Source organism: Malaciobacter sp. (assembly GCF_055140965.1).
Map to the genome: position 1 here is coordinate 42867 of NZ_JBSRRO010000013.1, position 12322 is coordinate 55188.

Sequence of the window (12322 nt, forward strand, 5' to 3'; positions counted from 1 at the left end):
CTACTTATTTATCGCCTGATCTAAATCAGCGATTAAATCAGTTGTATTTTCTAAACCTATGCTTAATCTAACTGTTGCTGGATTAATTCCTGCTTCTATTAACTCTTTCTCATTCATTTGTGAGTGAGTTGTACTTGCTGGGTGTGTAATAAGTGATTTACTATCACCTATATTTACTACAACACTAAATAGTTTTGTACTATCAATAATCTTTCTTGCTTCTTCAAAACTTTCTGCTTCAAAAGATATAAGGCCAGAAGCTTTTCCACCTTTAAAATATTTTTGAGCTTTTTCATGATGCTCGTTTGATTCTAAACCTGGATAGTTTACTGCTTTAACTTTTGGATTAGACTCTAAATATTTTGCAACTTCAAGTGCATTATCAGAGTGTTTATCAACTCTTAAAGCTAAAGTCTCTAATGTTTGAATTAAAAGCCAAGAGTTATGAGGAGATTGTGTTGCTCCAATATCTCTTAATAATGCAAGTCTAATTCTTAAACAAAAGTTTGGTAATGGAACATCTGTATAAACTAATCCATGATAACTCTCATCAGGTGTTGTAAAGTGATAGTATCTTTTGTCATTTTGTTTAAAAAATTCTGCAAGTCCATCTCTTTCAACAACCATTCCACCAATTGCTGTACCTTGACCATTTACATATTTTGAAGTTGAGTGAACAACTACATCAACTCCCCATTCAATTGGGTTAAATAGTGCAGGTGTAGCAACAGTGTTATCACAAACTGTTAAAACTCCATTTCTTTTTGCAATCTCTACAACTTTCTCAACATCTGTTATTGCAATTTGTGGATTTGATAGTGATTCAAAGAATATAGCTTTTGTTTTATCATCTATTTGCTCTTCTAAATTACTAGCATCTTTACTTTTAAATACTCTTGCTTCAATTCCAAATCTTTTAAGTGTATGAGCAAGTAAAGTAACAGCTCCACCATAAAGTTTATCAGAAATGATAATATTATCTCCAGCTTCTGCTACATTTACAATGGCATAAAAAATAGCTGCTTGACCGCTTGCTGTACTAATAGCAGCAGCACCACCTTCTAAAGCTGCAAATCTTTGTTCTAAAACATCCGATGTTGGATTTGTTAGTCTTCCATAAATAGGACCTAACTCTTTTAGTGCAAATAAGTTTGCAGCATGTTCTGAATCTCTAAAAGCATATGCTGTTGTTTGAGCTATTGGAACACTCCTTGATCCATAGCCTTCTTTTTTATCATATCCAGCATGTAGTGCAATTGTCTCTTTTTGCATTTTCTTCCCTTTTTGATTTTTATGTTGAAATTCTATACTATTTCATTTTTAATGTCAAGTTAAATCATTGGGTTTATATCAAAAGCTTGTAATAAAGGCTTTAAAATATTGCCAATTATTTTAGTCAAGTTTGTTTTAAAAACTTTTATAAACTTATTCTAGATACCAAAAAATAGTATGTTTAAAAGAGTATCATAAAATAAATAAAGATGAATAAAAGATAAAAAAATATCAGCTAAAAAATTTCAAAAAAAAGTCAAAATAATAAAGTTGATTAAATTAGTATAGATTATATATGTGGAAAATTTAGTTTAATTTGTTATAATCTTATAACAATAAAGGATAAAAATGCAAATAGAAAATTTATTTGAAAATATAAAAATTGATAAAAAAGCAGAACAATTTATCTCTTTAATTGAAAATAAAAATATAAAAATTGAAAAGATTGTATCAAATGGACAAGCAAGTGCTAAAGATTTTTGGTATGAACAAGAAGAGAATGAGTTTGTATTACTTTTAGATGGATATGCAATAATAGAGTTTGAAGATGAACAAATAGAGCTAAATAAAGGTGATTTTATAAATATAGAGTCTTATAAAAAACATAGGGTAAAATATACTTGCGAAGAAAATCCAACGATTTGGTTAGCAATTTATTACAAGGATTGATTTGAAAATAGCAATTATTGGTGGTGGTGCAGCTGGAGTTATAGCTGCAATTACTGCAAAAAGATTAAATAAAAAAATAGATATTGATATATTTGATATAAATAAAGGTATTGGAAAAAAAATACTTGCTTCTGGAAATGGAAGATGTAATATTTCAAATACTTCTATTACACAAGATAATTACATAGGAGAGAATCCAAGTTTTATAAATCAAGCATTAAAAGAGTTTGACTTTAAAGCCTTTGAAAATTTTTGTAAAAGTATAGGCTTGATTTTAGATATAAAAAGTAGTTGTAAAGTTTATCCTTTATCAAATGAAGCTAAATCTGTTGTTAACTTACTTGAAAATGAACTAATAAATTTAGGAATAAATCAAATATTAGAAACAAAAATAGTAGATATTAAAAAGAACAATGAAAAGTTTATTTTGCAATCACTTAATAAAGAGTTTGATAACTATGATAAAGTTCTTATAAGTAGTGGTTTACAAGCAGCACCACAATTAAACTCAACAGAAGATGGTATATCAATTGCTACAAATTTTAAACATAGTTTTAATCCTACATATCCATCATTAGTTGGTTTGCATACTAATTTTGAATTTAAAAGTAAACTACAAGGAGTAAAAAAAGAATCAACTGTATCTTTATATATAGATAAACAAAAAGAAAAAGAGATTACAGGAGATGTTCTTTTTACTAAATATGGAGTTTCAGGATTTGCTATTTTAGATATATCTCAATATGCAGTTTATCCTTTGAGTTTATATCAAGATGTTTCTATTTCTATTAATTTTTTCCCAAATCTTACAAAAAATGAGTTATTGGGAACTTTAGAAAATCTATTTAAAACTTTAAAACATAGTGATGCATATATAGCTTTAAGTGGTATTGTATCAAGAAAATTAGCATTAGTATTACTTGAATTAAATAATATTGATAAAGATTTAAAAGCTAAAGATATAAATGCAAAACAAATAAGAGCAATAGTTAATAGTTTAACAAACTTAAGATTTAAAATAGAAGATACTCAAGGTTTTAAGCATGCAGAAGCAAGTGGTGGAGGAGTAAGAACTGATGAGATTGATAATAAAACATATGAGAGTAAGATTTGTAAAAACCTATATTTTGCAGGAGAAGTTTTAGATATAGTTGGAAATAGAGGGGGTTATAACCTTCATTTTGCTTGGGCAAGTGGATACTTAGCTGGAAAATCTCTTGCAAAACTTTAGTATTTTATCTTACATAAAAACTATATTAAAAAACTAAACTCTTAAATATACTATTGTTATGAAAATAGCAATAGTAATATTTAGAAATAATCTAAGAGTAAAAGATAATTATGCTTTATATAATGCAACAAAATACAATAGTGTAGTTTTAGGTTTATATAGTACACAAATTACAAAAGGTGAAAACTATAATTTTAAAGCTTGTCAAATATATAGACAAAATTTTATAAATGAGACTTTATTAAACTTACAAGAAGACTTAACTAATTATGGAGTTAATTTATCAATAGTTGATGATATACAAATTGCATTAGAAAAGTTAAGTAAACAGTATGAAATCAAGATATATTTTGATGAAGAAGTTGGAACATATGAAAAAGAGTTTGAAAATATTTTAAGAAAATATAAACATAAAAGCTTTTTTAATCAAACCATGATTGAGCCATTTTATTTTGATTATACAAAAAGCTTTAGTCATTTTAGAAAAAAAGCACAAAAACAAAAGATTTTAGCACCTTTAAAAAATCCAAGAAAAGTCAAATCAATAGAGTTTGAAACAAAGCAAGTAGAAATAGTTGATCTAAAAATGCCAAACTTTGCAATAAAATTTAAAGCAGGGGAATCTGAAGCATTAAAAAGAGTTAAACACTATATGCAGTATATTCACTCTTATAAAAAAACAAGAAATGAAATGTTAGGTTTTGATAATTCAACAAAATTTTCAGCATATTTAAGTGTTGGTGCTATTAGTGCAAGAACTATTTATCATGAATTAAAGCAAGAAGAACAAAGAAGTTTTGAAAGTGAATCTTCTTATTGGATATATTTTGAATTATTGTGGAGAGATTTTTTTCATTTAGTTATGTATTATTCAAAAAATGCACTATTTTTAAAAAAAGCTTTGCAAGATAAAGATTATAATTTTAAAACAACTAAAAGTTTAATAAATAATTTTATTAATGCAAACACACATATTGATATAATAGATGCAAGTATCGTGGAGTTAAAATCAACAGGTTGGTTAAGTAATAGAAATAGACAGCTTTTAGCAAACTATCTTATTAAAACTTTAGGGATAGATTTTAGAATTGTTGCAGCTTTTTTTGAAAGCTATTTAATTGATTATAATCCTGCTTCAAATTATGGAAATATTGCATATCAAGCATTTGTTGGAAACGATAAAACTTATAGAGTTTTTGATGTAATTAGGCAATCTAAACAATATAATGGAAGAGTTTATATAAATAAATGGTTAAATAAAGAAGAACAAGAACCAAACTTTGATTATAAGAAAATGGCTGATGAGGTTAAAGAAGAAGTTTATTATATTAAAAATAATTCTCAATAATAACTTATAGTTAGATTATAAATACAAAAATAACTTTATTATAATAGGCTAATAATATAACTTTAAATTATATTATTAGTGTTTAAAAATAAATTTTAACTAAAAATAGTCTTAAATTTACCTGCAACACAGTTGCATTTAAGTATAATTCGCGAAAATTTTTAGGATGTGTTATGGCAGGAAGAGTTTTAAATCAAAAACAAGTTGAAGAGATAAAAGTTTTATTAGTTCAAAATAAAGAAAAAATTGAAAAAACATTAAAAACTATGGATACAGAGCATGAGACACTAAATACTTTGGACTTAAATGATGATGCAGACTTTGCAGCAGCTAGCAGAGATTATTCTACAGATATTCATATAAAACAGCAACAACTAAAAGAGTTAGAATTAATTAACAAATCATTAAAGAAAATAGAAAAAGGTGAATATACAGGACTTTGTGATATGTGTGATAGTGAAATTACAATTAAAAGATTAAGGGTTAAACCCCATGCAAGATATTGTATTGATTGTAGAAGCTATATAGATAATAAAAATTAATTATAAAGAGCAATTTTACTTTAAATAGACAAAAGCTTTATATATAAAGCTTTTAATTATATTTCTTGTATATAATTATAAGATTACTTGTAGCTTAAGGGAGAAATAATGAATATAGAAAAAGAGAATTTTGAAATTTCAAGTGAGCCTATAACCAAAAGTGAGAAAAAATTAGTACAACAACAATTTAATACAAATGTAGCTTTTTATGTGCACTTAAAAGAGTATAATAGTAGTGTAAGAGAAGAGCTTATTAGAAGAATTGAAGAGGTATTTTTCTTTGCAAAAGGTATTGACTGGAAGTTTGATAGTTTTGGTATAGAAAAAGCAGGTTCTAGAGGAACTAGTATTCTTGGTTATTTTATCTTTAGAAGTGCAGATGCTAAAAAATTACAAGATTTTTTTATACAAGAATTTAAAGATTATGATAATGCAATAAAAATAACTTGTTCTATTGCTAAATATGAAAAAGTAGATGAGAAGTTTTTTCAAATAGGAGTAGAGTAAGTCTTAAGTAAAGAGAATAAACTCTTTACTTAAATTTATATGTACGAATAATTAAATAAGCAACTAATGAAATAGTTGCAATACTAGCTCCAATTGGCATAAATGTTTGTGTATGAAACATCAAAGCAATGGAAGAAATCATTGCTCCTAATCCAAACTGTAATACTCCAATAACAGATGATGCAACTCCAGCATTTTTAGAAAAATGCTCCATTGCAAGTGCTGTTGAATTACCAAAAATAAATGCCATCATACTCATATATGTAGCAATTAAAATAACTGTAGTAATAATTGATATTCCTTGAGCTAAAGTCATCAATAGTATCCCAGCAACTATTTGAATAATTATTGTATATTTAATCAATTCTAATTGTGTAAAATATTTTAAAAGCATCACATTTACTCTAATCATTGCCATTAATACCAAAAAGTTAATTCCAAAGAAAAATGGAAAGTAATCAGTTGAGATATTAAAGTATTCAATATATATAAATGATGATTTTGCAACTAAAATAAAAAAACCTGAAAAACAAATTGCTAAAGTAAGCATGGCTTTCATAGCCATTTTATTTTTTAAGACAGCTTTGTATGATTCTATTACTTTTTGATTGGTATATGTAAAAGTTTCATTTAAATCTTTATAAACCCATAAAGCAACTAAAAGAGAGTATACACATAAAAATACAAATACTGCTTTCCATGAATAAAAATGTATTATAAATGAGCCAATTGCAGGAGCTGCAAGGGGAGCAATACTTCTTACTGTACCAATTAATGAAAATATTTTAGCAGCTTCTTTTCCATGAAATAAATCCCTTACAACAGCATTTGCATTTACAACTACAAAACCGCCAAAAAATGCTTCAAAAAATCTAAATATCCATAATTCATATACTGATGAACTTAAAATTATTAAAAAGCTAAAAAAACTAAATCCTATAAGACCTATGATTGAAGATTTTCTTCTTCCAATTCTATCAGAAAAAGTTCCTCCAAAAATTTGACCAATTGAAAAACCTATTAAAAATATTGATAATGTTAATTCTATTTTTTCTATACTTACGTTAAAGTCAGTTGCTATTGTTGGTATTGATGGTATATATGTATCTATTGCAATAGGTGCAACTGAAGATAAAACGGCTAATAAAATAATTAAATATATATGACCTATTGATTTTCTCAAAAATCCTCCTTGATAGTATTTGATACTTTATTTAAAAGTTCAAATAATTTATTTATCTCTTCTTTTGTTAAATTAGAGTTTATCTTTTTTCTAAACTCAATTACACAATTTTGACTTGCTTGAAGCACATCTTTGCCTTTTTGTGTAAGTTTTATTATATTTACCCTTTTATCTTTTATTTGACAATCTCTTATTATTAAACCTTTTTTTTCTAGTGAGTTTAATGATCTACAAATTGTAGTTTTATTTTTTCCTAAAATTGATGCAATTTTTGTTTGGCTAACTTCATTATCATTACTTATTATTTCAAGTGTTGCTCTTTGTTCTGGAGCAATATCATATTGTGTTAATAATTGAACAAATTGATAATTTAGTCTATTTGCTGTTTGACTTATTTTAAAGCCAAGAGAGTTTTCAAGTCTATTATGCATTTTCACTCCTTATGTTGCATTTGCAACTATTGCATATGCAACCTTTTAAAGAGTTTAAAATTTTCTGCTAAGTATTATCAAATAGTTTTATTTGATAATACTTAAAATATCTAAAGGCTCTTTTACAATATACTTAGCACCATATTGTCTTAATTCTTCTTCATCTCTAAATCCCCAAAGTACACCAATACTTATCATATTTGCATTGTTTGCAGTTTGCATATCTACTTTTGTATCTCCTACAAAATAAGTGTCTTGGCAGGGCACATTAAAACTTTTTGCTATATTTATAGCAGCAGTTGGATCAGGTTTTTTAGGAATATGCTCTTTTTGTCCATGAACTTCTTTTAGATTGAATTCTTTAAATATTTTTTCAACATAACCTTGAGTAAATTTATGAGGTTTATTTGATAAAACTCCTATGTTGAAATCTTGATTTTGAAGCTCTTGTAGTAATTCACAAACTCCTTCATAAGCTTTTGTATTAGAGTGTAAAGTAGTTTCATAAACTTCTTGAAATTTTTTACTAACTGTTTGTCTCAACTCTTTTGATGGATTTTTTAAAACATTATTTACTAATACATCAATTCCTCCACCTAAAAAATAGTTGTACTCTTCTATTTCATAACTTTTAAGATTTAACTCTTTTAACACTTCGTTCATACATAATGCAATATCTAATACAGAATCAATAAGTGTTCCATCTAAATCAAATATAATTGCTTTATTATTTTTCATAATTCTCTTACCTCATTGCTAAGTTCATTTATATCATTTTTTTGAATTGGAAATTTATTTATTAGAGTTTTAGAGCATGAATTAATTGCTTTTAGATAGCCTTTTGATAGTTCATTGTTTTTAACATCTTTTATAAAATCATTTATAATATCTTCCCAATACTTATTATCTATTTTTTCTTTTATGTGTTTATCTGTTATTATTTCAACATATTTTTCATCTATTGATACAAAAAACATTATACCTTGTTTTGTTTTTGTGTTTCTTATCCCAAGATTTCCAAACTCTTTATTTGCTTTATATGAAGCTTTTTGATGTTTATACTTTTTTGGAATAAAATATAAAATTAAATCTTCAAAATAATAAAACAGACTATAAATAAGAGTAAAAACTACAAGCTGTAATTGAAAAAAAATAATAGTGTTTATACTAAAAAACAGTGCAATAATTGAAACTATTGTTGTAATTACTAAAGCTGTTAATACTTTTTCATATTTATACATTGATGAGTTTTTAGTAATAACTGCTACTAATTCTACTGAACTTTTTTTTTCTAGATTCTCAATCTCTTGAGAAATTAACTTCTTTTCATTTTCATTTAAATACATTACCAACTCCCACTGGCTCCACCGCCACCAAAACTACCTCCACCGCCACTAAAGCTACTTGAAGAACTACCAAAACTTGAAGAACCGCTAAAACTTGATCCACTACTATAAGAAGAGCTATTTGTAAAAGAAGCGTTTTTAAATTTTATAAATAATGTAATAGATACAATTAGAAAAACTATAAAAAATACAATGCCACTATTTGTTATAAGTAGTGCAAAAATACCACTTAAAAAACCAAACAATAAAGAAAACCCTATTAATCTTATTATTCTTGGTAAGAAAACAAAAATAAATAGTGTAATAAATCCTAAAAACTCAAAAGGCAAAAGTGAGATAAAAGATTCATCTTTATAAGTTTGAGGTAAACTATTTTTTTTATATTCACCTTTTATACTTTTTATAATAGCTGTTACCCCTTTGGAAATTCCTTGATAGTAATTGCCTTTTTTAAATTCTGGTTTAATAGTATACTCTATTATTTCATGGGAAATTTTATCAGTTAACACACCCTCAAGACCATATCCAACTTCAATTCTTAGTTTTCTATCATCTAAAGAAACAAGTAGTAAAACACCATTGTTTTTATCTTTTTGACCAAGTTCCCAATATCTAGCAATTTGGTAACCATAATCTGCAATTTCATAACCATCAAGATTTTTTAAAGTTAAAATAACTATTTGATTTGATGTTTGATCTTCATGCATTTTTAATATAGTAGTTAAATTTTTTATTTGGGAAGTAGTTAATATTTGTGCATTATCAACTACTCTTCCTGTAAGAGAGGGAAAATTAGCTTGTGCCAATAAATTACTAGTAAAAATAAAAAATGCTAAGATAAAACAATAAATAAAGTTCTTCATTTAAAATTCTACTTTTGGTACTTCTTGTTCATTTGGTGAGGCTACAAATGTTTGTTTTATCTTTGCTTCTGGATATAAAATTGCAGCAACAAACTTACCTGGATAAGTTCTAAGTTCTGTATTGTACTCTTTTACTGTTTGTATATAATCTCTTCTTGCAACAGAAATTCTATTTTCTGTTCCCTCAAGTTGTGATTGAAGAGCTAAGAAGTTTTTATTTGCTTTTAAATTAGGATATTTTTCCACTACTAATATAAGCCTTGAAAGAGCTGAACTTAGACTGCTTTGCGCTTTTTGAAACTGCTCAAATAGTTGTGGATTTGATAGCATATCTTTAGAAATATTAAGTTTTCCCACATTTGATCTTGCTTTTGTAACCTCTTGTAAAGTTGATTTTTCATGACTTGCATAAGCTTTTACAGTTGATACTAAGTTTGGAATTAAATCAGCTCTTCTTTTATATTGATTTTGTACTTGAGACCAAGATGCTTTTACATTCTCATCTAATCTTGGAATATTGTTAACATTTGTTGCAATTATTATAAAAACAGCTAATAAAATTACTCCAATTGCTATAAAAAATGATTTCATTTTAAACCTTCGTTTTTTTTAATTATGATATAGTATTTAAATTATTATTAATAAAGAATGAATAGTTATTGTTAAGGAGAAAAATGAACTCTTGGAAAGAAATAATTGATGATGAAATGAGTAAAGATTATTATAAAAAGTTAGAAGAACAAATAGATAAAAGGTATAAAACAACAATAGTTTTTCCAGAAAAAAAGAGTATATTCAAAGCTTTTTCTCTAACAAATTTTGATGATTTAAAAGTAGTAATTTTGGGACAAGACCCATATCATGGAGAAAAACAAGCACAAGGTTTAGCTTTTTCAACTCCAAGTAATATTAAAAATCCTCCTTCAATGGTAAATATACTAAGAGAGATTAAAGAAGATTTACAAAATGATTCAATTTGTAAAGATGGAGATTTGACTTCTTGGGCAAAACAAGGAGTATTGCTTTTAAATACAATTTTAACGGTTGAAAAATCAAAACCAAAATCACATCATAAATTAGGCTGGGAGATTTTTACAGATAATATTATAAAACATATAAATGAGAATTGTAAAGATGTTATATTTTTACTTTGGGGAGCACCTGCTATTTCAAAAACTAAATTAATTGATGCTTCAAAGCATCACATACTAACTGCCCCACATCCAAGTCCTTTATCTGCATATAGAGGCTTTTTTGGATGCAAGCACTTTAGCAAAACAAATGAAATATTAAAAAGTATAAATAAACAAACTATTTCATGGTAAATATACAGCAATTATTTACTTAATTCTTCTAAGAATTTAGTATAATTTCTTGTATGAATTCTATGTATTTGAAGATAAATATATGCAACAACAATTACATTTAAGTGAATTAAAGTCTCTTCAAAAGAAAAAATTAAAAAAAGTATAGCACCAATTGTTATAAGAATTGGGAATAGTAATCTAGTCAAGCCCTCAACTTTAACAAGTTTTTCTTTGTACTCTTTTAAGTTTGAAGCAATATACTGTTTATCCTCTTTTGTTAGTTTGAACATATCTTTTCTTCTATCTAACTCTTTTAAAACATCTAACTTCTGTTTGTATTGAAAAACTTTTATGAATATAGCTACTACTATTATTATAGAAACTCCTGCTGAGAAAAGTTCTAGTGATAATTTCATTTCATTCATACACTCTCCTTAAAATTTATATTTATATAATACATAATTTTGGCTAAATTATAAAAGAATAAAGTATAATCAATACTTTAAATTTTAAAAAGGATAAAAAATAGATTTAGTATATATAATATTTATTAGTATTATGACAATACCACTTACATACTATGCACTTGAGTTAATATTTTCAAATACACTTTATAAAAAACCAAATAAAAATATCAAAAAGGTAAAAGATAAAAAAAAGCTTTAACAATAATTTTTAATATTATTATGATATAATTAAATTTATTATTTTTATAAAGGGGAAATTATGAAAAAAATATTTTTAGGTTTGTTGTTATCTTTTGCTTTTATGTTAGCAAGTATGGATTTTAATACTGCAAGTAAACAAGAGTTAATGTCTATAAAAGGAATTGGTGAGAAAAAAGCTCAAGCAGTTATTGATTATAGAAAATCAAATAAAATAAATGATCTTAGTGATTTAAAAAAGATTAGAGGTTTTGGAGATAAACTTGTTTTAAAAATAAAAAATAGCAAGGAATATAACTCAAAATAAGATTCAAGTTATACAAAAGTAGTTTTACTTTTGTATAACTTTTATAATTTAAATAACTTGTGATAGAATAATGTTTATATTAATTCACAAGGATACCTTTGAAAATATCAATAAATTCTAAATGCATATGTGGAAGTGATAAAAAATATAAAAAATGCTGTAAAGAGCTTCATGATGGTAAACCTGCAAAGACTGCATTGGAGCTAATGCGTTCAAGATATAGTGCTTTTGCTTTATGTAAAATTGACTATATTATTGATACTACTCATTTTAATAACCCTGAATTTACTCAAAATAGAAAAAGATGGCAAAATGATATTTTAAATTTTTGTTCTTATACTGATTTTCAAAATTGCGAAATTTTAGAAAGTATTGATGGTAAAGAAGAGAGTTTTGTTACGTTTAAAGCTACTTTATATCAAAATAACTTAGATGCTTCATTTACAGAAAAAAGTAGATTTTTAAAAGTAGATGGCAAATGGTATTATGTAGATGGAATATTTTTATAAAAAGCAATCCTATAAAGAATAGCTTAAATTGAAAGGTAATTTTAAAAAGGCAATAGTTTATTAACACTGAATTTTAAAAGAACATTGCAAGAGATATTCTTTCTTGCCAATGTTTGATTTTTGAAGTACTCATTTTTATGTA

At 25.7% G+C, this 12322-nt stretch carries 16 protein-coding genes; 8 read left to right on the top strand and 8 right to left on the bottom strand.

Annotated features, from left to right (window positions below):
- Complete coding sequence (locus ACTCCZ_RS05600; RefSeq protein WP_079578214.1) at nt 1–1272, bottom strand: O-acetylhomoserine aminocarboxypropyltransferase/cysteine synthase family protein; 1272 nt, start codon at nt 1270–1272, stop codon at nt 1–3.
- 348 nt (nt 1273–1620) lie between these two features.
- Here ACTCCZ_RS05600 and ACTCCZ_RS05605 point away from each other — a divergent pair, with 348 nt between their 5' ends.
- The 5 genes from ACTCCZ_RS05605 (at nt 1621) to ACTCCZ_RS05625 (ending at nt 5569) form a co-directional block, all read left to right on the top strand.
- A complete protein-coding gene (locus tag ACTCCZ_RS05605; protein ID WP_079578215.1) occupies nt 1621–1941 on the top strand; it encodes a cupin domain-containing protein in 321 nt (106 codons plus the stop codon).
- 1 nt (nt 1942) lies between these two features.
- Nucleotides 1943–3172, top strand: coding sequence for a BaiN/RdsA family NAD(P)/FAD-dependent oxidoreductase (locus ACTCCZ_RS05610; protein WP_079578216.1), 1230 nt, complete (start codon nt 1943–1945; stop codon nt 3170–3172).
- Between the two features lie 58 nt (nt 3173–3230).
- On the top strand, nt 3231–4520 hold the full coding sequence (locus tag ACTCCZ_RS05615) for an FAD-binding domain-containing protein (protein WP_079578217.1): 1290 nt from the start codon (nt 3231–3233) through the stop codon (nt 4518–4520).
- Nucleotides 4521–4693: 173 nt separating this feature from the next.
- Nucleotides 4694–5062, top strand: a complete 369-nt coding sequence (dksA, locus tag ACTCCZ_RS05620; protein WP_079578218.1) for an RNA polymerase-binding protein DksA — start codon at nt 4694–4696, stop codon at nt 5060–5062.
- 108 nt (nt 5063–5170) lie between these two features.
- Nucleotides 5171–5569, top strand: a complete 399-nt coding sequence (locus ACTCCZ_RS05625) for a hypothetical protein (protein WP_079578219.1) — start codon at nt 5171–5173, stop codon at nt 5567–5569.
- A gap of 25 nt (nt 5570–5594) precedes the next feature.
- Here ACTCCZ_RS05625 and ACTCCZ_RS05630 read toward each other — a convergent pair whose 3' ends face one another.
- The 6 genes from ACTCCZ_RS05630 to ACTCCZ_RS05655 all read right to left on the bottom strand — a co-directional run bounded on the left by ACTCCZ_RS05630 (nt 5595) and on the right by ACTCCZ_RS05655 (nt 9983).
- On the bottom strand, nt 5595–6752 hold the full coding sequence (locus ACTCCZ_RS05630; RefSeq protein WP_079578220.1) for a multidrug effflux MFS transporter: 1158 nt from the start codon (nt 6750–6752) through the stop codon (nt 5595–5597).
- Nucleotides 6749–7183 (bottom strand): MarR family winged helix-turn-helix transcriptional regulator, encoded by a 435-nt coding sequence (locus ACTCCZ_RS05635; protein ID WP_079578221.1) that lies wholly within the window; start codon nt 7181–7183, stop codon nt 6749–6751. The genes ACTCCZ_RS05630 and ACTCCZ_RS05635 overlap by 4 nt, the downstream gene beginning before the upstream one ends.
- 87 nt (nt 7184–7270) lie before the next feature.
- Entirely contained in the window at nt 7271–7921 is a 651-nt protein-coding gene (locus tag ACTCCZ_RS05640; protein WP_079578222.1) for an HAD family hydrolase, read from the bottom strand.
- Nucleotides 7918–8529, bottom strand: coding sequence for a TPM domain-containing protein (locus tag ACTCCZ_RS05645; protein WP_079578223.1), 612 nt, complete (start codon nt 8527–8529; stop codon nt 7918–7920). Before ACTCCZ_RS05645 ends, ACTCCZ_RS05640 begins: the two co-directional genes overlap by 4 nt.
- Nucleotides 8529–9392, bottom strand: coding sequence for a TPM domain-containing protein (locus ACTCCZ_RS05650; protein ID WP_079578224.1), 864 nt, complete (start codon nt 9390–9392; stop codon nt 8529–8531). The genes ACTCCZ_RS05645 and ACTCCZ_RS05650 overlap by 1 nt, the downstream gene beginning before the upstream one ends.
- On the bottom strand, nt 9393–9983 hold the full coding sequence (locus tag ACTCCZ_RS05655) for a LemA family protein (protein WP_079578225.1): 591 nt from the start codon (nt 9981–9983) through the stop codon (nt 9393–9395).
- 83 nt (nt 9984–10066) lie between these two features.
- On the opposite strand from ACTCCZ_RS05655, the gene ung reads away from it, so the two are divergent.
- On the top strand, nt 10067–10717 hold the full coding sequence (ung, locus tag ACTCCZ_RS05660; RefSeq protein ID WP_079578226.1) for a uracil-DNA glycosylase: 651 nt from the start codon (nt 10067–10069) through the stop codon (nt 10715–10717).
- An 11-nt stretch (nt 10718–10728) separates the two neighbouring features.
- Here the strand turns inward: ung and ACTCCZ_RS05665 are convergent, their stop codons facing one another.
- Nucleotides 10729–11124 (bottom strand): hypothetical protein, encoded by a 396-nt coding sequence (locus ACTCCZ_RS05665; RefSeq protein ID WP_079578227.1) that lies wholly within the window; start codon nt 11122–11124, stop codon nt 10729–10731.
- Nucleotides 11125–11425: 301 nt separating this feature from the next.
- On the opposite strand from ACTCCZ_RS05665, the gene ACTCCZ_RS05670 reads away from it, so the two are divergent.
- A complete protein-coding gene (locus ACTCCZ_RS05670; protein WP_079578228.1) occupies nt 11426–11671 on the top strand; it encodes a ComEA family DNA-binding protein in 246 nt (81 codons plus the stop codon).
- A gap of 98 nt (nt 11672–11769) precedes the next feature.
- Nucleotides 11770–12180 carry a YchJ family protein gene (locus tag ACTCCZ_RS05675; protein WP_079578229.1) on the top strand — a complete coding sequence of 137 codons (411 nt, stop codon included), beginning with the start codon at nt 11770–11772 and terminating at the stop codon, nt 12178–12180.
- Nucleotides 12181–12322: the final 142 nt, after the last annotated feature.